The organism is Pseudoduganella ginsengisoli (genome assembly GCF_009720865.1).
In the GTDB taxonomy this organism is placed as follows: Bacteria; Pseudomonadota; Gammaproteobacteria; order Burkholderiales; family Burkholderiaceae_D; genus Rugamonas; species Rugamonas ginsengisoli.
In genome coordinates this window covers 102742-123687 of record NZ_WNLA01000010.1, presented here as the reverse complement: position 1 = coordinate 123687, position 20946 = coordinate 102742, and the positions used below count along the sequence as shown (strand labels likewise).

Below are 20946 nucleotides of genomic sequence, written 5' to 3'. Positions count from 1 at the left end.
CGCTACTCTGATGGTCTGGCGCGGCGCTGCCGCTCGTCCACTTTCGTTACAAGGATGACATTATGCAAGTCCCCACCACAGCAAATGCTGATGACGATATTTCAGGCCGTGAATTCCTGGCATTTAAATTAGGCAAGGAAGAATACGGGATCGATATCCTGAAGGTGCAGGAAATCCGCGGCTATGAAGCCGTCACGCGCATTGCCAGTGCGCCGGAATTCATCAAGGGTGTCATTAACTTGCGCGGCATCGTGATCCCCGTGGTCGACATGCGCATCAAGTTCCAGCTGGGCGAGGCTGTGTATGACCAGTTCACGGTCGTCATCATCCTCAACATCAATGGCCGCGTGGTCGGCATGGTCGTCGACTCCGTGTCCGACGTGACCACCTTGACGCCAGACCAGGTCAAACCGCCGCCAGAAATGGGGACGGCGTTTTCCACGGAATACATCATCGGCCTGGGCACCATCGATGAGCGCATGCTGATCCTGGTCGATATCGACCGCCTGATGACCAGCCCTGAAATGGGCCTGACCGATCCAACCGCAGCCTAAGGTAGTCATGAACATATCCCGCTTAAATATCCGTACCCGTCTCAACGCAGCGTTCGGCGTCATGGTGGCGCTGCTGATTATTGTCATTGCCGTGGCCTTTGCCCGCTTCACCGCCATTGACCGCGACAACCGCCACATGCGCGAATTCGACTTTGTCAGCGCACGCGCCGCCAACACAGTTGACGCCCTGGCCCGTGAAAACGCGGGCCGCACGCTGGCCCTGTTCATCTTGCCGGACAAGGCCCAGCGCGGCCAGTTCTACGGCATTATCGACGCCAATAAAAAAACCATCGATGAAGCGCTGGGCTTGATGGAAAAAACCGCCGATACGCCATCCGACAAAGAAGGCTTGGCGAAGATCCGCGCAACCCTGGCCACGTATACCGCGGCCTACATCAAAGTGGCGGAACTGGTCGAAGAAGACCGCAAGGATGACGCGGCCACGCAAATGAACAATGAAGCGTTCCCGGCGCTGAACAAGCTGCTGGAAGCCACCAAGGGCATGGCGCAAACGCAGATTGCCGACATTGACGAAGCCAGCAATAAAAATCAGCGCGACATCGCGTTTTCGCGCGGGCTGATGATTGCCATCGGCATTGCCGGCCTGGCGCTGACGGCGCTGCTGTCCGTGTTGATTACCCGCTCGATCACCGGCCCGCTGGACAAAGCCGTGGGCGTGGCCAAGAACGTGGCCGAAGGCGACTTGACGGCGACCATTGCCGTCGATCCCAACGACCATACGGAAACAGGCGAACTGCTGCTGGCGCTGCGCCATATGAATGAAAGCCTGTCAATGACGGTGCACGGCGTGCGCGCCAGCTCCGCCATGATTTCCCGCGCCTCCAGTGAAATCGCCAGCGGCAATATGGACTTGTCGGGCCGCACGGAATCGCAGGCAAGTTCGCTGGAAGAAACCGCCAGCTCGATGGAAGAATTGACGTCGACCGTGAAGCAAAATGCCGACAATGCGCGCCAGGCCAACCAGCTGGCGATTTCCGCATCGTCCGTGGCGCAGCAAGGCGGCCAGGTGGTGTCGCAAGTGGTCGATACGATGGGTTCGATCAAGGAAAGTTCCAGCCGCATTGTCGACATCATTGGCGTGATCGACAGCATCGCGTTCCAGACCAATATCCTGGCCTTGAATGCCGCCGTGGAAGCTGCCCGCGCCGGTGAACAGGGCCGCGGCTTTGCCGTGGTCGCGTCCGAAGTGCGGTCGCTGGCGCAGCGCTCCGCCTCGGCCGCGAAAGAGATCAAGGGCTTGATCGATGATTCCGTGGAAAAGGTCGACAGCGGTTCCAAGCTGGTCGATCAGGCGGGCCAGACGATGGAATTGATCGTCACGTCTGTACGACAGGTGGCCGACATCATGGGTGAAATCACATCAGCCAGCCAGGAGCAAAGCGCCGGCATTGAGCAAGTCAATGAAGCGATTTCACAGATGGATGAAATGACGCAGCAAAATGCCGCGCTGGTGGAACAGGCCGCAGCAGCTGCGCAATCCATGCAGGATGAGGCGGGAACCCTGGCGCAATCGGTCAGCATCTTCAAGCTGATCGGCGGAGAGCCGGCAGTGGCGGCGCCGGCGCCGAAGCCGGTTGCGAAACCAGCCTCGACACAGCGCCAGCTGGCGGTGAAGGCAACGCCCAAGGCCGCACCGAAAACCGCGCCTGCGGATGATGGGTGGGAAGAGTTTTAACGTAAAAAACGGCGGCCTCGGCCGCCGTTTTTATTTCCGCCGGCACCCCGTGCGGTCTATCCCCATATCCAGGTTCTGGTAGCGGATTTCATACTTGCCCGCCGCCAGCTTGTCGACCACCAGCGTATCGCGCGGCTGGACGTATGCATAGCGCACGTTGGACTTGCGCTCCAAATCAAACACCTTGATGAACACGGCGGATGCATTGTTGCTGTTATCGAGCGTCAACTGCATATCGTCGCCCTTGTTCCCGATCGGGAAGCCATCCACATAGCCTGACTGTGCGGGCCACGGTTCGCCATTCGGCGCCACCAAGGTCGGCTGGTCCGCTTCGCAATCTTGCTGGGCAGCGGCGCCAGGCAGCACCACTTGCGACAGCGCCATCACCTTGATGGCAGGCGGCCGCGCCGCCGCATCGGCGACATGGGGCTTCATGACTGCCCAGCTGTCGGCCAACGGGTCCGACTTCGGCGCGACTTCCGCCGGACGCAGCGGCACGTGCGCATTCATGACAGTCGCGCTCATTTCACTCTTGGCGCCCAGCGCGGACGCCAGCACCGCCTGCAAGCGCGGCTGGCCTGCCGACAGTACGCCGCCGATCCAGCCGCCGATAATGCCGACACCCAGCGCCACGCCCCACTTCCAGTTGCGCCGCAAGCCGGATTTCACCGGGCGCGGTTCACCCGGCCAATTTTCGCTACGGTGCGCCGGAGCATGGTCGCCCTCTTCATGCGTACCTTCCAGCCAGCCGATTTCCCACTCTTCGGCAGCAATCCACTCATCGTGTTCCTTGCGCTTTTGCGGGTCCGACAGCGTCCCGTAGGCGGTATTGATAATCGCCATGATGCGCGCAGCCTTGTCGTCACCCGGGTTTTTATCCGGGTGATATTTTTGGCTCAGCGCCTTGTAAGCAGCACGAATGACTTCCTGCGGCGCCATGCGGGACACCTTCAGGTTGTCATAGTGAGAATGTACTTTGCCCATCGTTACGTTCGTTGTTGGAGCGGTGCACTGCGCGGCGGATGCCGCACCTAGCCAGTCATCATAGCGGATTACCTACGCTACAGCGCAGCAAACACGGCATAAAAACCGTGTTATTTCTTCATATTACAACTTGTGCGTGCGGTCTGCGGCAGCAATTTGAGCAGGCAAATCCACGTTTTTCCCGATAATCAATACTTTAAACAATTCGCCCATTTCCGCCGGAGATAGCAGCTTTTGCACGGCGTTGGCCTGGGGCAAATAGGCTTTCACATCGGCTGGATCCGTGCGCGTCAGCAAGTCGCCAATACCCGCGGAAATAAGGAACGCCGCCTGGCTCATATAGCCCAGCACGTCCGCGCCGGCATCTTGCGCGGCTATCGCCATGGCCGTGAAATCCACGTGCGCCGTGATGTCTTGCAAGCCCGGCAGATAAAACGGTTCCGCATGCGCGTGGTGGCGGTAATGGCACATCAGCGTACCCGCATCGCGCTGGCCCAGATAATATTCGTGGGCCGGGAAACCGTAATCCAGCAAGATGGCCGCGCCGTTGTTTCCGCGCGACAACATCTGACCCAACGTGGCCATAAAGCCGCAACCAGCGCCATGCACTTCCGTCGTATAGCCGTCGGCAAGGTATTCCTGGTCCGGGATTTGCGCGGCAATTTGCGCAGCCAGCGCTTCGCCCGGTTCCCGTTCCACATAAGCGAATTCGCCATCGGCCACAGTGACGTACAGTTCACGCCAGCCTTGCGCTGTCTTTTTCACCAGTTGCACGGGCATGGCGTCGAGCACTTCATTGCCGAACACCACGCCGGTAAACGATGCCGGCAATGCGTCCAGCCATTGCACTTGCGGGAAAGACGCCAGCAGCGCTTGCTGGCGCGCGCGCAATTCGCCGGACAACTCCACGATGGAATACGACTCCACGGCAATGCCGGACGCCTGTGCTTCGGTCAGGATATCGAACGCGAGTTTGCCGGTGCCGGCGCCGAATTCGAGGATGTGGGGGGCGCTTTGGGCGATAATAGCGGCTGCCACGTGCGCCAAGGTCGCGCCAAACAGCGGTGACATTTCCGGCGCAGTTGTAAAGTCGCCATCTTTTCCCAGCTTGGCAGAACCGCCGCTGTAATAGCCGAGACCCGGCGCATACAGCGCCAGTTCCATAAAGCGGGCAAATGGAATCGCACCGCCGTGCTCGGCGATTTCCGCGGCGATCAGGCGTTGCAGGGCATGGGACGCGTCCAGCGCGTCAGGGGTGGGTGCAGGTAAGGACATCCCGGCATTGTAGATTATGTTTTCCATTGACCATGAATTTGACCATTTCTGACACTGAACATCCCCGCGTCGCGCTGGTGACGGGCGCCGCACGCCGCATCGGACGCGCGATCGCCGTCGGCATGGCGGAAGCCGGCTGGGATATCGCCGTGCATTACCGCCATTCGCAAGCGGAAGCGCACGAAGTCGTGGCGCACATCCGCGCACTGGGGCGGCGCGCCGCCGCGCTGCCGTGCGATTTGTCCGACGAAGCGCAGGTGAAGGCTTTGCTGCCGCAAGCGATGGCCGCACTGGGCCCCGTGTCATGCGTGGTGAATAACGCATCGCTGTTCGACTATGACAGCGCCGCCGACTTCACGCAGGCAAGGCTGGAAGCCCATATGTCGGCCAATGTGGCCGCCCCGCTGCTGCTGGCGCAAGCACTGCATGCCGCCACGAAAGAGGGTCATCAAGCAGTGGTTATCAATTTGCTTGATCAAAAACTGTACAATCTCAATCCCGACTTCCTGTCCTACACGCTATCCAAGGCTGCGCTGCATACGGCGACCACCTTGCTGGCGCAGGCACTGGCGCCGAAATTGCGCGTGGTCGGCATCGCGCCAGGCATTACCCTGGTGTCCGGCGACCAGACCGAGGAAGGGTTCGCCAACGCGCACCAGCAAACGCCGCTGGGCCGCTCCAGCACCCCTGCCGATATCGTGCAAGCCGTGCTGTATGCGGCCAACGCGGGCGCGCTGACCGGCTGCACCTTGCTGGTCGATGGCGGCCAGCATTTGATGGCCTTGCCGCGCGATGTGATGTTCCTCGCAAAATAATTTACATTCAATATTAGTAGAAAGCCCAACCATGCTGTCCGCCCTCACCCACCCGCGCCTGCAAGATTGCCGCCGTTTATTCCTTCGCGACTATGAAGTGATGATCAACATCGGCGTGCACGAATTTGAAAAGAAGGGCGAGCAGCGCGTCCTCATCAACGTTGACCTTTACATTCCGCTGGCCGTGTCCACGCCGCACGCGGATGAATTGCACGAAGTGGTCGATTACGATTTCATGCGCGACACCATTGCCCGCCGCATGGCCGAAGGCCACGTGCATTTGCAGGAAACCCTGTGCGACGACGTGGTCAAAGCCATGCTGGCGCACCCGCGCGTGCGCGCCGTGCGCGTATCGACGATGAAGCCTGACGTGTACCCGGATTGCCTGGGCGTGGGCGTGGAAGTGTTCCGTATCAAGGATGACGTGTAATGAATGCCGTGATTGACAACCTGCAGGCCGTGGATACCGCCGCTGCCGCAACTGTGACCAAACCCGCCGCCGACAAAATCGCGCGCGAAGACAACAAGCTGCACAAGCGCCTGTGCCGCCTCGTCGGCCAGGCCATTGGCGACTTCAACATGATTGAAGAAGGCGACAAAGTCATGGTGTGCCTGTCCGGCGGCAAGGATAGCTACGCATTGCTGGACATCTTGATGACCTTGCGCGAGCGCGCCCCGATCCATTTCGACATCGTGGCCGTCAACCTGGACCAGAAACAGCCGAACTTCCCGGCCGATGTGCTGCCGCGCTACCTGACGGAACTGGGTGTGGCGTTCCACATTGAAAACCAGGATACGTATTCCATCGTCAAGCGCCTGATCCCGGAAGGCAAAACCACGTGCTCGCTGTGCTCGCGCCTGCGCCGTGGCATCCTGTACCGCGTGGCCGATGAGCTGGGCGCGACCAAGATCGCCCTCGGCCACCACCGCGACGATATCCTGGAAACCTTCTTCCTCAACATGTTCTTCGGCGGCAAGCTGAAAGGCATGCCGGCCAAGCTGGTGTCCGATGATGGCAAGCACGTTGTGATCCGCCCGCTGGCGTATGTGAAGGAAGAAGACACGGAGCGCTATGCGCAAGTGAAGAACTTCCCCATCATTCCATGCGACTTGTGCGGTTCGCAGGAAAATTTGCAGCGCAAGCAAATCAAGGCCATGTTGCGCGAGTGGGAAAAGAAACATCCGGGCCGTGTGGAAAACACGTTCTCGGCCTTGTCGACTGTGGTGCCGTCGCACCTGATGGACCGCGATTTGTTTGGCTTTGCCGACATCAAGGCCGATGGCCTGGCCAATCCGCTGGGCGATATCGCATTTGATGAAGAACCGTGCTCGACGCCAAGCACGGTACCGGGGATTATTCCTCTGCAGCAAGAATAAAGCTGCGGGCGGGACCGTTACTTTTTCGGCGGTTCCGCCTGTTTGATGCGCGAACGCGCAAGTTTCACATCATTTCCCTGCGTCATAGCATCCAGGCTGCGTACCGACATGGCCGGCAATGCAGCAAAACCCATGCCGTCCAGCGCCGCTTCCACTGCGGCGGCTTTGCGGGCTTGCTCGTCATACAGGGCGGCAGCCTGTTCCGGCGTGGCAGCGTGCGCGAAAGACGGCGCCGAGCCGGACGGAACCGTCCCATCCTGGGCATGGGTCAAGGTGGCGCTATCGATGCGAGTCATGGGGTTACCTCTTCAAATCTGGACATTACCGGTATTGAGTATCAAATTACTATTAGCTTATTGATAATTTGATTTTTTATTTTACCAGTATTTTTTCTGCAACCAGAAAAAGTGTCGCCTCCACGACAATCGCTATCTTCAGCGCGCTTGGTTCGCTCAGTGCGTTCAGTGTGATACAGCGCTGCGCAGCACCGGATACAGCTGATACCGCTCATCCCATGATGCGTGGCGGCGCACAAAGAAGTCCAGCCGTGCTTCCGGACTGGCAGCAAACGCCGGGTCCGATTCCAGCTTGCGCTTGAAGGCGGCAGCCAGTTCCGGGTCAGCGGCCAGCTGCTCGCGCGCCACCTGTTCCGCCACATACTCTTCCATGTATTCCTTGCGTTCGTAAGCCGTGTTGAACGTGCCCCACGTGTGCAGCGAATCTGCGCTTTGCGGTTCAAACATCGTCACCACGAGGCGCGCTTTCGGCTGCGCCGTCGGCACAAACAGTGCGCCCTTGCCGATATCGCGCTGTTCGGTTTTCCATGCGCCCGTCACCGTCACGGATTGGCGGCCTTCAAATGATTGCGCATTGAATTTCATGGACATGGCGCGGAATGCTTCCACATCGGTTTTGCCCAGCTCTTTATCCAGCACCTTGTACGTAATGCCATGCTGCTTCAGCTTGGCGCTGATTTTTTCCGCCCAGGCAGCCGGCACGATGTAGCCGCCAGCCGGGGCCGCCACCTGCAAGTCCGGCACGACTTCGTCGCGCAGCGGCAGCGTCCACATTTGCGGCTTGCTTTCGTCATAGCGGGTCCACAGCGCGCCTGACACGTCGGACGGCGTACGCGTATATTCATAGCCGGCAAACTGGATCATTTGCACCTTGTCCGTGGTCTTGTAGCTGAGCGGAACCGGCTGGCCGCCCAGCGCCAGCGCGCGCTGGTCCGCTTCACGCACTTGCCGGCTCCACTCGGCGCCATGGGCCGCCACTTGCGACAGCAGCGACACGATGGTGTTGCGCGTCACGCGCACGCGGTGCGGATAGTCGCGCCACGAATGGGTTTCCACCAGCATGGCAAAGCGGTTACGCAGCGGGAAGTAGCCGGTGGAAAAACGGGGCGCCGCTACGCTGTCGACAAAGCCGGACGTCGGATCATCGGTCTTGTCGAATGAAATGTAGAAATGCTTGGGATCGGAACCGGCTGCGCGCAAATCCGCCATCACGGCGTCGCGCAAGGCCACGCCGGACTGCATCAGCGCGGCATCGCCGCCATGCACGGGCTCCACCTGGATCGACACATCGGGCTGGAACTTGGCGCCATCGGTCACGTGCAGGTCAACGTAGGCCAGCGGATCCCACTGGTTCACCAGCGCCAGCATCGCCTGCATTTCCGGCGCATCCGCTTTCACGTAATCGCGGTTCAAGTTGTAGTTTTGCGCCGTGGTGCGCCAGCCCATTTCAACGGGGCCGCGCTGGTTGGGGCGGTTGTTGGGGCCAAAGCGCTCATGGCCATCGACGTTAAATACAGGCACGAACAGCAGCACCTGCTTGTCCAGCGCACCCGGCGCCGCCTTGTTGTCCAGCACTTCGCGCAGCGCCAGGAACCCCGCATCCTTGCCATCGATTTCACCCGCATGGATACCGCCCTGCACCAGCAGCACCGGCACATTTTTCTTCTTCGCCTGTTCCGCCGTCAGCGCCCCGGTACGCGATACTGCCAGCGCCACCATCGGCCGCCCTTCCGGCGTACGGCCGAATTCAAAGCAGCGCACGGCTTTCGGATACGCTTGCTGGAAAGCGTGGCACAGCCGCTGCACTTCATCGTAGCGGCCAGTCATTTGGAAGCCCGAACGTTCGGAGACAGTCGTCAGGGCCGGATTAGCAAAAGCGAGGGGAACAGCAGCGGACAAAGCAAGCAGCAGGGCGCAGCGTTTCATTAAAAAGTCTCCGGAGGTTGATAAAGATCAAACAGCCGGAAATTATAGACAAGCATACGCTGCTTTGCAGCGCGGCCTCAACCCGTGCGAAATGGCTGGCGTACCGGCAGCAAGATGCGGAAGGTCGAGCCCGCTCCCGGCGAGCTGTGGACCTCCATATTGCCGCCATGGCGCTGTATCACGCCGCTGGCAATGGACAGGCCCAATCCCGTGCCTTTCAGCTTGGTCGTATAAAACGGTTCAAAGATGCGCTGCTGTACATCGAGCGGAATCCCATTGCCATTGTCCGCCACTTCCAGCCATACCAGGCCATGGCCGGAACGTCCGGTGCGAATGTGTATGACGCCCCGCTCACGTCCCATCGCTTGCGCGGCATTGACCAGCAAATGCATGATGGCCAGATTCAAGTGCGATGGCTGGCACTCGATTTCCGGCAGTTCGCCATATTCCTTCACGATGTCGGCATGGGGACGCAGTTCACTGGCCGCCAGGTTCAACGTGGCGTCGATCCCCCGGTGCAAATCACTCCATTGCCACGGCTCCGACGTATTCACACGGGAAAAGTCCGTCAAATCCTGCACGATGGCGCGTACCCGCTCAAGCCCGATGCGGGAATGGTCCATCAATGCCGGCACGTCGTCTTGCAGGAAGTCCAGCTCCAGGCGGTCATACAGCTTCGCCAACCGCTGTTGCGCAGGGCTCTCCAGCATTTCGCCGCACTCCTTGCCATAAGCGATCAGCATCGCTTGCATGGCATTGAAGTATTCCGCCAAGGTGGCCAGGTTGGCGTACACATACTCCATCGGCCCGCTGAGTTCATGGGCAATCCCCGTCGTCAGCTGGCCCAGGGACGCCAGCTTATCCTGCTGCACCATCTGGTTTTCCAAATGCTTGCGCTCCACCACCTGCGACTCCAGCGCGGCATTGGTGCGGCGCAGTTCCGAGGTCCGCTGCAGCACTTCATCTTCCAGCCCGCTCATCTGCAATGCGGCGCGCTGGCTCAAGTTCCATTTGGCAGTCAGCGTGCACGCCAGCTGGCTCACTTCGATGCTGTCGAACGGCTTTTTCAGCACCAGCAAACGGTCGCGCGCATCGAGGCGGCGCAACACTTCCGTCCACGAATAATCCGAATACGCCGTACAAATCACCACTTGTAATTGCGGGTCGAGGCGCCACAGGCGCTCGATGGTTTCGATGCCATCCCAGCCGGGCGGCATGCGCATGTCGACAAACGCCAGCGCAAATGGCCGCCCTGCCGTCAGCGCTTCATCCGCCTGGGTCACGCCATCCTGCCCTTGCAGCGCAAACGCCACGTCATATTGCGCCGGCGCGGAACTGGCTGCCGGCGCCGGCGGCGCATCATCGAACAGGGCCATTTCCAGCGCCGCCATTTCGCTGCGGGCCGATGGCGCGGGACACAGGATCTTGCGGAAGTCGTCGTGTATCGACGGCATGTCGTCAATCACCAGCACGCGCAAATTGGGCGCCAGCTTGATCATGCGCGGCCCTCCCAGGTCTGCACAGGCAATTCCAAAGTGAAGACTGCGCCTTTTCCCGGCCCATCGCTGTGCGCCGTCAACACGCCGTGCATTTCACGCGCGGCAATGGCGCAGCTGTGCAAGCCATAACCGTGGCCGCCGCGCCGCGTTGTATAGCCGTGCGCAAAGATACGCGTGAGTTCCGCCGCGGCGATGCCGACGCCGGTATCGCTGACGCAAAAACGCAGCCGGTCCGGCGCCGGCATGCTAACCGATACCGTGATGATCCGGGGCTCCGGCCGCCCCTCCACCGCATACTTGGCATTGCTGATCAAGTTCAGCAAGATCATCAACGTGCGGTGGCGGTCCAGCGGCAACACTGGCATGTCTGCCACCTCGCGCTGTACGTCCACGCCATGGCGCTCCAGCGCATCGGCGCTCATGCGCAGCGCATCGTCCAGCAGCGCGGCAGGCGCCACGGCTTCCGACAGGCTGGCCACGCCTGCATACGATTGCTGGATAGCGACGATTTGCTTGATATGTTCGACACTGGACATCAGCGACGCCACTTCGGCGGCGATGCTTTGCTGTTCTTCCGCGAGCGCATCGGACAATTTCGACAAATAGGCCGGCAACAGTTTTCCCTTGGGGTCATCCGACAAGAACGCCGCCAGGTCGCCATCGGGACGCTCCATCAACCGGACGGCGCGGGCCAGGCCGGATACTTCCGATGCCCGCACCTTATGGCCAATCACATTGGCTGACACATTCACGCTGTTCAACACATTGCCCACGTTATGCAGCACGTTGGTGGCGATTTCCGACATCCCGGCCTGGTGGGCGGCCGCCAGCAATTGAGCCTGCGCCTGTTCGAGTTCGCGTGTGCGGTCGCGGATGCGCTGTTCCAATTCTTCATGCAGCAACGATAAATGGCGGTTCGCCGTTTCCAGCTCGGCCGTGCGTTCGCGCACGCGCTGTTCCAGTTCCAGGTTCAATTGATTGACCTGCTGTTCCGCCTCCTTGCGCTCGCCAATTTCGCGGCGCAAGTTCTGGTGGACGGATTCCCATTGCGCGGGCCCAGGCAGTGCAACCGCCGTGGGCAGCAACACCCCCAGTGCAATGGCGGTGCCCACCGAGGCAATGGCCGTCACGACTTTCACCATGCCGGCCGCGAGATAGTCAGGACGCCACAGGGTCCACAAATTCATCACGTGGGTGGCGCCGCACGCCAGGATAAAGACGCCGAACAATACAAACATCCAGCTGAACTGTAAATCCTGGCGCTGGCGCACCAGTTTCAATAACAGGGCGGGAATCACGAAATAGGCGAGGGAAACCACCAGGTCCGCGCCCGCGTGCAGCCACAGCAGGAATGGCTGCCAGGACAGGCAATAGCCATGCGGGTAAAGGTCAAATGCCACGTCTGACCAGTTCACCATGATCGCCTCATATGCGCGTGGTTGATCGGCCCGGGCTGTGGTGCAATGGCTTACCCGGAAGTAAGCTATTTTACAATGCTGGTACCGGCAGTAACCGCCGCCCGTTGTTTTTAAAACGGAGAGTAGTGTTCAATCGCCGATATATAGAAAAAAACGCCGGCTCCGCAGCGCGGATACCGGCGTTGTTCAAGCCATCTGGCCCGGATTACGCGGCGTGCGGCGCCTTGGCCGATGCCGGTGCGTTGAAGGCAGCCAGCAGTGCGGCTTCTTTCTCCTTGGCCGACTTCAGGTGGCGCTCCTTCACGTGGCCATAGCCGCGGATATTTTCCGGAATGGATGCGATGGCGACGGCTTGCGCCAGGTTGTCGGCAGTCAGCCGGCCCAGCAAGCCCGATACCGTTTGCAGGTATTCACCGATCAGCGCGCGTTCCATCTTGCGCTCTTCCGTATAGCCGAAGATATCCAGCTTTGTTCCGCGCAGCCCTTTGAACTTGGCCAGCACGCCAAACGCTTTCATCATCCATGGGCCGAATTGCTGCTTGATCAAATGGCCATCCTTGTCTTTCTTGGCCAGCAGCGGCGGCGCCAGGTGGAACTTCAGCTGGTAATCGCCTTCGAACATGGATTCGATTTTCGCGCGGAACGCCGGGTCGCTGTGCAGGCGCGCCACTTCATACTCATCCTTGTACGCCATCAGCTTGTACAGGTATTTCGCGACCGCTTCCGTCAGGCGCAGCGGCTTGCCGTTGGCAACCTTGTCTTCCGCAGCACGCACCTGGTCAACGAAGGCTTTGTACTTCGCCGCATAGGCGCCATCCTGGTACGCGGTCAGCAATTCAACGCGGCGGCTGATCACATCGTCCAGCGACTGCGTGCGCTTGAACTCGATCACTTGCGCCGGCATGGTCAGCCTGGTCACCAGCGCCAGGTCATGCGCAGCCGTACGGCCCCACGTAAATGCCGCTTTGTTGAAGCCTACCGACACGGCATTCAATTCAATCGCCTTCATGATCGACGCTTCGCTCAACGGCACGTGGCCCTTCTGGAACGCATAGCCCAGCATGAACATGTTGGTGGCAATCGAGTCGCCCATCAGCGCTGTCGCCATGGTGCCGGCGTCGACGAAATCAACGCGGTCCTGACCGCACGCCTTGATGATTTCACCTTGCGACGACGCTGCCGGGAATTGCCAGTCCGGGTTTTTCACAAACGCTGCCGTGGTGGCGCCCGTCGAATTGACGGCGGCCCACGTGCGGCCTTCGCCCATGCGCGACAGCGCGTCGCGGCTGGCCGTCACGATCTGGTCGCAGCCAATCACGAGGTCCGTCATGCCGGTACCGACGCGGGTCGAGTGCAAGTCGGACTGTTTATCGGCCAGGCGCACGTGCGACATCACAGGGCCGCCCTTTTGCGCCAGGCCGCTCATGTCCAGCACCACGGCGCCCTTGCCTTCCACGTGCGCGGCCACGGCCAGGATCTGGCCCACGGTCACGACGCCGGTGCCGCCGATACCCGTCACCAGGATACCGAACGGTTCCGCCGTCGATGGCATGGCCGGCGTCGGCAGCACAGGCATGGCGGTATCGCCGGCAGCAGCTTTCTTCGGCTTTTTCAGCGCGCCGCCTTCCACCGTCACGAAGCTCGGGCAGAAGCCGGTGGTGCAGGAAAAGTCCTTGTTGCACGACGACTGGTTGATCTGGCGCTTGCGGCCCAGTTCCGTTTCCAGCGGTTCCACCGACAGGCAGTTCGACTGGACCGAGCAGTCGCCGCAGCCTTCGCACACGGCTTCATTGATGACGGCGCGCTTGGCTGGATCAGGGAATTCATTGCGCTTCCGGCGGCGGCGTTTTTCCGACGCACAGGTCTGGTCATAAATCATGGCCGACACGCCCGGCGCATCGCGCAGTTCGCGCTGCACGTCCATCAATTCAGAACGGTGGCGCACGGTGACGCCAGGCGCCCAGTTGTAATTGTCCGGATACTTTTCCGGTTCGTCCGTAACGACAATGATCGGGCTCACGCCTTCCGCCGCGATCTGGCGCGAAATCATGCCCGGGTCGAGCGGACCATCGAAGGTCTGGCCGCCCGTCATGGCGACCGCGTCGTTGAACAGGATCTTGTACGTGATGTTGACCTTGGCCGCGACCGCCGCGCGGATCGCCAGCAAACCAGAGTGGAAGTACGTGCCGTCACCGAGGTTGGTGAATACGTGCTTTTCATTGGTGAACGGCGCCTGGCCCACCCACGTGATGCCCTCGCCGCCCATGTGCGTAAAGGTCGACGTTTCGCGGTCCATCCACTGCACCATGTAGTGGCAGCCGATACCGGCCAGTGCGCGCGAACCTTCCGGCACCTTGGTCGAGCTGTTGTGCGGGCAGCCGGAGCAGAAGAATGGCGTGCGGTCTTTTTGCGGGTCCGGCTTGGTGTTGATGTTCTTCAGCACCAGTTCTTTTTGTTCCAGGAACGCGATCCGTTCCGCCACGCGGGCTGCCACCGGATGGCCGGCGCAATAGTGCGAAATGCGGGACGCGATGGCGCGCGCGATTTGCGCCGGCGACAATTCATACGTGGCCGGCAGCAGCCAGTCGCCGTGGCCGGTTTTCGGGTTCAGCGACCATTCGCCCGTGTCGTCGAATTTGCCGACCACGCGCGGACGCTGCGAGTCCGGCAAGTTGTACAACTCTTCTTTCAGCTGGTATTCCAGGATCTGGCGCTTTTCCTCGACCACAAGAATTTCGTCCAGGCCGCGCGCAAAATCCTGCACGCCGGACGCTTCCAATGGCCACGTCATGCCAATCTTGTACAGACGCAGGCCGATATCGGCGGCAGCCTGTTCATCGATGCCCAGGTCGGCCAGCGCCTGGCGCGTATCGAGGTACGATTTGCCGGCCGTGATGATGCCGATCTTGGGTTTCGGGCTGTCCCAGATGATTTTATTGAGCTTGTTGGCGCGCACGTAAGCCAGCGCTGCATACCACTTGTACGTGTTCATGCGCGCTTCCTGATCCAGCACGGCATCCGGCCAGCGGATGTTCAAGCCGCCTGCCGGCAGTTCGAAGTCGGTCGGGGTCTGGATTTGCACGCGGTCCGGATCGAAGTCCACCACGGCGCCCGATTCGATGATGTCGGTCACGCATTTCATCGATACCCACAGGCCCGTGTAGCGGCTCATGGCAAATGCATGCAAGCCGTAATCCAGGTATTCCTGCACGGACGATGGGTACAGCACGGGAATGCCGCAGGCATTCAAGATGTGATCCGACTGGTGCGCGATCGACGACGATTTCGCCGCATGGTCGTCGCCGGCCAGCACCAGCACACCGCCGTATTTCGACGTACCGGCATTGTTCGCGTGCTTGAAGACGTCGCCGCAGCGGTCCACGCCAGGGCCTTTGCCGTACCACATGCCGAACACGCCGTCATATTTCGCGCCTGGGAACAAATTGGTCTGCTGCGTGCCCCACACGGCAGTCGCAGCCAGGTCTTCGTTCATGCCAGGGTGGAATTTGATGTGGTGGGCGTCCAGGTATTTCTTCGCCTTCATCGCCGTCATGTCAACGCTGGTGACGGGCGAGCCACGGTAGCCGGTGATGTAGCCGGCCGTATTCAAACCTGCTTTCACGTCGCGCTCGCGCTGCATCATCGGCAGGCGGATCAGCGCTTGCGTGCCCGTCATAAACGCGCGGCCACGTTCCAGCGTCCATTTATCGTCCAGCGAAATGTCGTTCGCCGGCGAACCCGGTTCCAGGTCGGAACCTTTGACTGGTGCATTCATTCAATGTCTCCAATTGTTACTCGGGGCGCACCTTGTGGGAGCGCCGTCGGAATCGATGTAATGGTTATGCAATCCTGTGGATTCAGGGTAGCACAGCCAGGCGCGCCATTCTGCTGTGGCGCTACCGTTTTAAAAGTCAGGCTTTCGCGGTGTCGTCTTTCAGCACGCCGCGCTTGATCTGGTCCAGCTCGATGGATTCAAACAGCGCGCGGAAGTTGCCTTCGCCGAAACCTTGATCGCCTTTGCGCTGGATGATTTCAAAGAAAATCGGGCCGATGACGTTTTGCGTGAAAATTTGCAGCAGCAATTCGCGCTCTTGCTCATTGCTGTGGCCATCGATGAGGATGCGCAGCCGCTTCAATTCTTCCAGGTTTTCGCCATGGTTCGGCAGGCGGCGGTCCACCAGTTCATAGTAGGTGGCGATGGTGTCCTGGAACACGATGCCCGTGTCGCGCATGGCTTGCACGGAGTGGTAAATATTGTCGGTCCCCAGCGCGATGTGCTGGATGCCTTCGCCGTGGTACGCGTCCAGGTATTCCGCAATTTGCGACTTGTCGTCCGACGATTCATTGATGGGGATGCGGATTTTGCCGCACGGCGACGTCATGGCCTTGGACTTCAGGCCCGTCAACTTGCCTTCAATGTCGAAGTAGCGGATTTCGCGGAAGTTGAACAGGTTTTCATAGAACGATGCCCATTCCTTCATGCGGCCACGGTGGACGTTGTGCGTCAGGTGGTCGATATAGGTCAGGCCATTGCCCACCGGGTTGGCCTCGGCGCCTGGAATCGCCACGAAATCCACGTCATAAATGGAAATATCGCCAATGCCGCCCTGCGGATTCTTGCCGCGCCAGCGGTCGACGAAATACAACAGCGAATCGCCGACACCCTTGATGGCGGGAATATTCAGCTCCATCGGGCCGGTTTTGTTGTCAAAACCCCACGCGCCCATTTCCAGCGCGCGCTGGTACGCAAACGCCGCGTCATTGACGCGGATGGCAATGGCGCACACGGATGGACCATGCTGGCGCGCGAAACGCTGTGCAAACGAATCCTTTTCCGCATTGATGATGAAATTGATGCCGCCCTGGCGGTACAGGGTCACATCCTTGTGGCGGTGGCGGGCAATGGCGGTAAAGCCCATGCTCTCGAACAGCGCGCCCAGGGCCTTCGGATCCGGCGCCGCATATTCGACGAACTCGAATCCATCGGTCCCCATTGGATTGTCCCACGGCTCAAATTTCATGGCGGTCTCCGGTTTACGTATACGTAAGGTATTTTTCGCACAGTATAGACCTCTAAGGGCAGCATTTAATTGCGAATAATTCCTGACCTCACAAAATTTGCGCAATAATATTGCCGAATGCCTGACAAAAATAGGGATTTGTGACCATGAACGCGGCCGGCAAAACCGATCGCCAAAAGAATAAGAGGAAATCATGACTAAAATTGCGCTCGACAAAACCGACCGTAAGATTTTGTCCATCTTGCAAAGCGATGGCCGCTTGTCCAACCAGGACGTGGCCGAACAAGTCAACCTGTCGCCCTCCCCTTGCCTGCGCCGCATCAAACGGCTGGAAGAGGAAGGCGTGATCCGCCAGTACGTGGCGCTGCTGGACCCGGACAAGATCGGCCTGGGCCTGCTGGCTTACGTGAACGTGCGGCTGGAAAAACACAGTGATGCGGCAGCCCACAGCAATGCCCGTGCACTGGGCGTGAACCCGGCCGGCGCGTCGCCGCGCGCGGACTTCGCCGTGGCGGTGGAACAGTGGCCGGAAGTGGTGGCGTGCTATGCGATGACCGGTGAAATGGATTACCTGCTGCGCGTGCACGTGGAAGACATGGACCACTTTTCCCGCTTCATGATGGCGACGCTGCTGCGCCACCCTGCTGTGCTGGATGTGAAGTCGTCGTTTGCGCTGCAGCGGATCAAGGATACGACGGCGTTGCCGCTGCTGTAAGCTGCGCGGCTTCCAGCTTGCGGTATTCCGGCGTGGCCCGCACGGCGGCAATGGCGTTCCAGATGGCTTCGATGCGTTTGGGGTCCTGCTCGAACGTCTTACGCCCTATCATCAAATGAAAGTCGAAGGTGGCGAACGGCTGCCGCGCCAGTTCGATCTGGCCGTGGAACCGGGGATCCGCGCTTAGCGCGCCTTCCGCCGAGCGTCCCATCAGCACCGCCACATCGGCCGCTCCCACCGCCAGCAGCCGCAAGCCCTCTTCCGCTGACTTGGGCGTGTCGATGACTTTCTGGCCCAGCGCCTGCAGCATATCCACCGTGTAGTAGCCGCGCTGCGCCACCACCAGGCCGCGCGGGTTGACCAGATGCTTGCCATCCCAGCTGGCGCCACTGCCGGTACGCAGGAATAGCGGCACATGGTCGTGATACATGGCGCGCTCCGGGTCTTGCGTGCCATCTGGCTTGCGCGGCGGCAGGCTGTAAGCGCGGCGGCGCGGATTGTCCGACGGACCGATCATGCCATCCATGACGCCGCTGCGCGTCTCTTCTTCGCAGCGCTTCCATGGACGGGCAATGTAATTGAATTGTTCGCCCGTCATGCGCGCCACGCGCTTCAACAGCTCGATATTCAGCCCCGCGCCGTCCGGCGTGGTCCACGGCGCCTGCGGGATATCTTCAAAGCACAGGTTGAGCGGCGCGGCGGACACCTTCACCGCAACGAACAGAGCAACAAACGCACACGACACGTATCGCATGGCGGCCTTTCAATCGTTGGATTTCATGCCGGGCAGCTTGTCCAGCAGCTTGGCAGCGGCCCGCGTATTGGCTTTCAGCGCATAGTCGAGCGTTGCCAATTGTTCATCCAGCGCTTCCTGCAAGACGGTGCCCGGGCTGGGCGCGGGCAGTTTCAGGTAAGCGTCCGCTTCGCCATAATCGCGGTGGATTTCCATCCCGGCCTTTTTCGCAATATGCATCATGGTCTTGTTGGAAGACAGACAGTGCATGTACAGGGTATCGACGTCGTTATTGCGGCAGTGAATAGCAGCCCGCTCAAACAATTTTGAGCCGATGCCCAGGCCGCGCGCCGCCTTCAGCACGGACACGCCGAATTCCGCCACCCGCTCTTTTTCCGACGATGAATTCTTTTCTTCGCGCGGCGCAAACGCCAGGTGCCCGACCGCCACCAGCTTGAACACGCGGTTGTAGACGCCAAACACCATATCGCGGGAAAAATCGATGCCCATGACGTAATTGGCAACCTGGTCATCGGGCGTATGGACGCCGAAACGCAGCAGACGGTCCGGCTTTTCCAGCGCCATGAAATGCCGGAGCATACGGCGCCGGTCGCGCTCTGCCAATTCCTTGACTGGAACAGTAGGACGATCCCTGCCGTCGCCGGACATCCAGCGGCGCAATGGATTGCGGAACAGGTTCAGCTTCATGGCGGCTCCCGGCCGCGGGGCGCGGCTCGCCTGCCATCTTACCCCATGTTTAGCGCAGGTTATGCCAGCGCTGCATGGACGGCGGCCACGCGTGCACCGTGCACAGCGTCAGGAATCCGCGACGGATTATCCGCACAGGAGAGTGCGATGCCGCCGGCATTGACGGCGCGTGCAGCGGACAACGCTGCTTCCAGGCGCGCCCGCTGCGGATACGGGCAATTGGCCTCCTTGCCTGCGCAGGCGCCCGCCTGCACTGCCTGCAGCATCTGGCTGAAGCGGGCCGGTTTGCGGAAACCGTCGCAGCGCTCCAGCAATTTGACGATGGCGCCGGCATCCAGCGCCAGCGCATCGGCCACCACGCCGCGCTCGCGCGCCGCCATCACGGCCAGGTCGCGGCATTCGGCGGGAACCTTGAGGCGCTTGCACAACTGCTCGACGGCTTTGACGTCCAGCCCTTGCAGCCAGGCGGCAAAGCGCACCGGCAAATCCAGTCCGCTGGCGGCCGCATAATCGGCCACTTGCATGGCCTGCGCGTCATCCGGATATTCCGGCATGATGCGCGCCAGCGCGCCACAATCGCGCAGCACGGCAAACATGCGCGACGGCGCCGCTTCCATCAAGCCGCGCGACACTTCCTGCCATACGCGCTCGGCCACCAGCGCATCCACTTCACCGAGTTCCACCATGTGCCGCATCAGCGCATTGGTTTCCGGCGCCACCGTGAAGTCGCTGTAGCGCGCGGCAAAACGCGCCACGCGCAAGATGCGCACCGGGTCTTCCGCAAACGCATCGGACACGTGGCGGAAGATGCGCTGCGCGATATCGGCGCGGCCATTGAATGGGTCGATCAACGCGCCGTCACCGGCCTTGGCAATGGCATTGATGGTGAGATCGCGCCGCACCAGGTCCTGTTCCAGTGTCACATCGGGCGACGTGTGGAATACAAAACCTTTATAACCGGGCGCTGTTTTGCGCTCGGTGCGGGCCAGCGCATATTCTTCGTGGGTTGTCGGATGCAAAAAGACGGGGAAGTCTTTGCCGACGGGGCGGAAGCCTTGCTGCACCATCTCTTCCGGCGTCGCGCCCACCACCACGTGGTCATGGTCCTGGACGGGCAATCCCAGCAGCTCGTCGCGGACCGCACCGCCGACCACATAAATCTGCATCGGCATCAGTCCGGCATTTCCGCGTCATGCAACGGGCAGGTTTCCGTTTCCGCCATGGCTTCCTCGATCCAGCGGGCCACGGCAGGATGGTTGCGCACGCGCTCGCAATAGCCGTTCAGCGCAGGCGGCAACGTCACGCCATACGTGTGGAAGCGCATCACGACCGGTGCGTAATACGCATCCGCAATGGAAAAGTCGCCAAACAGGAAGCCGGAATGGCCGCCCGTGTGGCCGAAGCGGGCCAGGCATTCTTCCCAGATTTCACTGATGCGGCCGATGTCCGCCTGCGTGCCGGGCGTGCGGCCTTTGCCCGGATAGCGGCCCTTGATATTCATCGACATCGACGTGCGCAGGCTGGAAAAGCCCGAATGCATTTCCGCGCACACGGAACGCGCCATGGCGCGCGCGGCCACATCCTGCGGCCACAAATGTTTTTCAGGGAATTGCTCGGCCAGGTATTCGCAAATGGCCAGGCTGTCCCAGATCGTCATTTCACCCGCCAGCAGCACCGGCACGCGGCCGCACGCGGAATACGCGGCGATTTTCGTTGCCGTATCCGGCTGGTCCAGCAGCACGCGCACTTCGTGGAAGGGAATATTAAAAGCCGTCATCGCGACCCACGGGCGCATCGACCAGGACGAATAATTCTTGTTGCCGATCACCAGGGTCAAGCCTGGTTCACGTGCAGCGGCGAGGGTTTGCGACAGCAGGGGGTCGAGTTCAGTTTGCATGGGTTTCCAGGGATAAGAGGATATCGATTAAG

The 20946-nt window shown here is 60.5% G+C and carries 18 protein-coding genes; 6 read left to right on the top strand and 12 right to left on the bottom strand.

Annotated features, from left to right (window positions below; all coding sequences use genetic code 11):
- Window positions 1–62: 62 nt before the first annotated feature.
- Both GM668_RS15950 and GM668_RS15945 read left to right on the top strand, forming a co-directional pair.
- Window positions 63–554, top strand: a complete 492-nt coding sequence (locus GM668_RS15950) for a chemotaxis protein CheW (protein ID WP_155439953.1) — start codon at window positions 63–65, stop codon at window positions 552–554.
- A 7-nt stretch (window positions 555–561) separates the two neighbouring features.
- Entirely contained in the window at window positions 562–2250 is a 1689-nt protein-coding gene (locus tag GM668_RS15945) for a methyl-accepting chemotaxis protein (protein WP_155439952.1), read from the top strand.
- A gap of 30 nt (window positions 2251–2280) precedes the next feature.
- Here GM668_RS15945 and GM668_RS15940 read toward each other — a convergent pair whose 3' ends face one another.
- Window positions 2281–3234 carry a J domain-containing protein gene (locus GM668_RS15940; RefSeq protein ID WP_155439951.1) on the bottom strand — a complete coding sequence of 318 codons (954 nt, stop codon included), beginning with the start codon at window positions 3232–3234 and terminating at the stop codon, window positions 2281–2283.
- Between the two features lie 123 nt (window positions 3235–3357).
- On the bottom strand, window positions 3358–4509 hold the full coding sequence (locus GM668_RS15935) for a class I SAM-dependent methyltransferase (RefSeq protein ID WP_155439950.1): 1152 nt from the start codon (window positions 4507–4509) through the stop codon (window positions 3358–3360).
- A 32-nt stretch (window positions 4510–4541) separates the two neighbouring features.
- Between GM668_RS15935 and GM668_RS15930 the strand changes: the two genes are divergently transcribed.
- The 3 genes from GM668_RS15930 to ttcA are packed head-to-tail and all read left to right on the top strand — an operon-like array spanning window position 4542 to window position 6701.
- Complete coding sequence (locus tag GM668_RS15930) at window positions 4542–5324, top strand: SDR family oxidoreductase (protein WP_155439949.1); 783 nt, start codon at window positions 4542–4544, stop codon at window positions 5322–5324.
- A 31-nt stretch (window positions 5325–5355) separates the two neighbouring features.
- The gene (locus GM668_RS15925) at window positions 5356–5754 is read left to right on the top strand and encodes a dihydroneopterin aldolase (protein WP_155439948.1); all 399 of its coding nucleotides are present in this window, start codon (window positions 5356–5358) and stop codon (window positions 5752–5754) included.
- Window positions 5754–6701, top strand: a complete 948-nt coding sequence (gene ttcA / locus GM668_RS15920; RefSeq protein WP_155439947.1) for a tRNA 2-thiocytidine(32) synthetase TtcA — start codon at window positions 5754–5756, stop codon at window positions 6699–6701. Before GM668_RS15925 ends, ttcA begins: the two co-directional genes overlap by 1 nt.
- A 17-nt stretch (window positions 6702–6718) precedes the next feature.
- Here ttcA and GM668_RS15915 read toward each other — a convergent pair whose 3' ends face one another.
- The 6 genes from GM668_RS15915 to hppD all read right to left on the bottom strand — a co-directional run bounded on the left by GM668_RS15915 (window position 6719) and on the right by hppD (window position 16861).
- Window positions 6719–6997, bottom strand: a complete 279-nt coding sequence (locus GM668_RS15915) for a hypothetical protein (RefSeq protein ID WP_155439946.1) — start codon at window positions 6995–6997, stop codon at window positions 6719–6721.
- A 165-nt stretch (window positions 6998–7162) separates the two neighbouring features.
- The gene (locus GM668_RS15910; protein WP_155439945.1) at window positions 7163–8923 is read right to left on the bottom strand and encodes a M14 family metallopeptidase; all 1761 of its coding nucleotides are present in this window, start codon (window positions 8921–8923) and stop codon (window positions 7163–7165) included.
- Window positions 8924–9000: 77 nt separating this feature from the next.
- Window positions 9001–10422: a hybrid sensor histidine kinase/response regulator gene (locus GM668_RS15905; RefSeq protein WP_155439944.1), complete on the bottom strand. Its 1422-nt coding sequence runs from the start codon at window positions 10420–10422 to the stop codon at window positions 9001–9003.
- Entirely contained in the window at window positions 10419–11840 is a 1422-nt protein-coding gene (locus GM668_RS15900; RefSeq protein ID WP_155439943.1) for a sensor histidine kinase, read from the bottom strand. The genes GM668_RS15905 and GM668_RS15900 overlap by 4 nt, the downstream gene beginning before the upstream one ends.
- A 205-nt stretch (window positions 11841–12045) precedes the next feature.
- Window positions 12046–15615 (bottom strand): indolepyruvate ferredoxin oxidoreductase family protein, encoded by a 3570-nt coding sequence (locus GM668_RS15895; RefSeq protein WP_155439942.1) that lies wholly within the window; start codon window positions 15613–15615, stop codon window positions 12046–12048.
- 136 nt (window positions 15616–15751) lie between these two features.
- The gene (hppD, locus tag GM668_RS15890; protein ID WP_155439941.1) at window positions 15752–16861 is read right to left on the bottom strand and encodes a 4-hydroxyphenylpyruvate dioxygenase; all 1110 of its coding nucleotides are present in this window, start codon (window positions 16859–16861) and stop codon (window positions 15752–15754) included.
- Between the two features lie 193 nt (window positions 16862–17054).
- On the opposite strand from hppD, the gene GM668_RS15885 reads away from it, so the two are divergent.
- Window positions 17055–17576 carry an Lrp/AsnC family transcriptional regulator gene (locus GM668_RS15885; RefSeq protein ID WP_155439940.1) on the top strand — a complete coding sequence of 174 codons (522 nt, stop codon included), beginning with the start codon at window positions 17055–17057 and terminating at the stop codon, window positions 17574–17576.
- On the opposite strand, the gene GM668_RS15880 is transcribed toward GM668_RS15885, so the two are convergent.
- Genes GM668_RS15880 through GM668_RS15865 form a run of 4 tightly spaced genes read right to left on the bottom strand, consistent with a single transcriptional unit; the run spans window position 17545 to window position 20914 of the window.
- Window positions 17545–18330, bottom strand: a complete 786-nt coding sequence (locus GM668_RS15880; RefSeq protein ID WP_155439939.1) for a substrate-binding periplasmic protein — start codon at window positions 18328–18330, stop codon at window positions 17545–17547. The two genes, GM668_RS15885 and GM668_RS15880, sit on opposite strands and share 32 nt — an antisense overlap.
- A 9-nt stretch (window positions 18331–18339) precedes the next feature.
- Window positions 18340–19017, bottom strand: coding sequence for a GNAT family N-acetyltransferase (locus GM668_RS15875; RefSeq protein WP_155439938.1), 678 nt, complete (start codon window positions 19015–19017; stop codon window positions 18340–18342).
- 59 nt (window positions 19018–19076) lie between these two features.
- Window positions 19077–20183 (bottom strand): tRNA nucleotidyltransferase/poly(A) polymerase-related protein, encoded by a 1107-nt coding sequence (locus GM668_RS15870; RefSeq protein WP_155440016.1) that lies wholly within the window; start codon window positions 20181–20183, stop codon window positions 19077–19079.
- Window positions 20184–20188: 5 nt separating this feature from the next.
- Window positions 20189–20914 (bottom strand): glutathione S-transferase family protein, encoded by a 726-nt coding sequence (locus GM668_RS15865; RefSeq protein WP_155439937.1) that lies wholly within the window; start codon window positions 20912–20914, stop codon window positions 20189–20191.
- Window positions 20915–20946: the final 32 nt, after the last annotated feature.

Bases quoted from the DNA above. Each gene is read 5' to 3' on its own strand.
- GM668_RS15950 (WP_155439953.1), top strand. From the start codon at position 63: ATGCAAGTCCCCACCACAGCAAATGCTGATGACGATATTTCAGGCCGT.
- GM668_RS15945 (WP_155439952.1), top strand. From the start codon at position 562: ATGAACATATCCCGCTTAAATATCCGTACCCGTCTCAACGCAGCGTTC.
- GM668_RS15940 (WP_155439951.1), bottom strand. From the start codon at position 3,234: ATGGGCAAAGTACATTCTCACTATGACAACCTGAAGGTGTCCCGCATG.
- GM668_RS15935 (WP_155439950.1), bottom strand. From the start codon at position 4,509: ATGTCCTTACCTGCACCCACCCCTGACGCGCTGGACGCGTCCCATGCC.
- GM668_RS15930 (WP_155439949.1), top strand. From the start codon at position 4,542: ATGAATTTGACCATTTCTGACACTGAACATCCCCGCGTCGCGCTGGTG.
- GM668_RS15925 (WP_155439948.1), top strand. From the start codon at position 5,356: ATGCTGTCCGCCCTCACCCACCCGCGCCTGCAAGATTGCCGCCGTTTA.
- ttcA (WP_155439947.1), top strand. From the start codon at position 5,754: ATGAATGCCGTGATTGACAACCTGCAGGCCGTGGATACCGCCGCTGCC.
- GM668_RS15915 (WP_155439946.1), bottom strand. From the start codon at position 6,997: ATGACTCGCATCGATAGCGCCACCTTGACCCATGCCCAGGATGGGACG.
- GM668_RS15910 (WP_155439945.1), bottom strand. From the start codon at position 8,923: ATGAAACGCTGCGCCCTGCTGCTTGCTTTGTCCGCTGCTGTTCCCCTC.
- GM668_RS15905 (WP_155439944.1), bottom strand. From the start codon at position 10,422: ATGATCAAGCTGGCGCCCAATTTGCGCGTGCTGGTGATTGACGACATG.
- GM668_RS15900 (WP_155439943.1), bottom strand. From the start codon at position 11,840: ATGGTGAACTGGTCAGACGTGGCATTTGACCTTTACCCGCATGGCTAT.
- GM668_RS15895 (WP_155439942.1), bottom strand. From the start codon at position 15,615: ATGAATGCACCAGTCAAAGGTTCCGACCTGGAACCGGGTTCGCCGGCG.
- hppD (WP_155439941.1), bottom strand. From the start codon at position 16,861: ATGAAATTTGAGCCGTGGGACAATCCAATGGGGACCGATGGATTCGAG.
- GM668_RS15885 (WP_155439940.1), top strand. From the start codon at position 17,055: ATGACTAAAATTGCGCTCGACAAAACCGACCGTAAGATTTTGTCCATC.
- GM668_RS15880 (WP_155439939.1), bottom strand. From the start codon at position 18,330: ATGCGATACGTGTCGTGTGCGTTTGTTGCTCTGTTCGTTGCGGTGAAG.
- GM668_RS15875 (WP_155439938.1), bottom strand. From the start codon at position 19,017: ATGAAGCTGAACCTGTTCCGCAATCCATTGCGCCGCTGGATGTCCGGC.
- GM668_RS15870 (WP_155440016.1), bottom strand. From the start codon at position 20,183: ATGCAGATTTATGTGGTCGGCGGTGCGGTCCGCGACGAGCTGCTGGGA.
- GM668_RS15865 (WP_155439937.1), bottom strand. From the start codon at position 20,914: ATGCAAACTGAACTCGACCCCCTGCTGTCGCAAACCCTCGCCGCTGCA.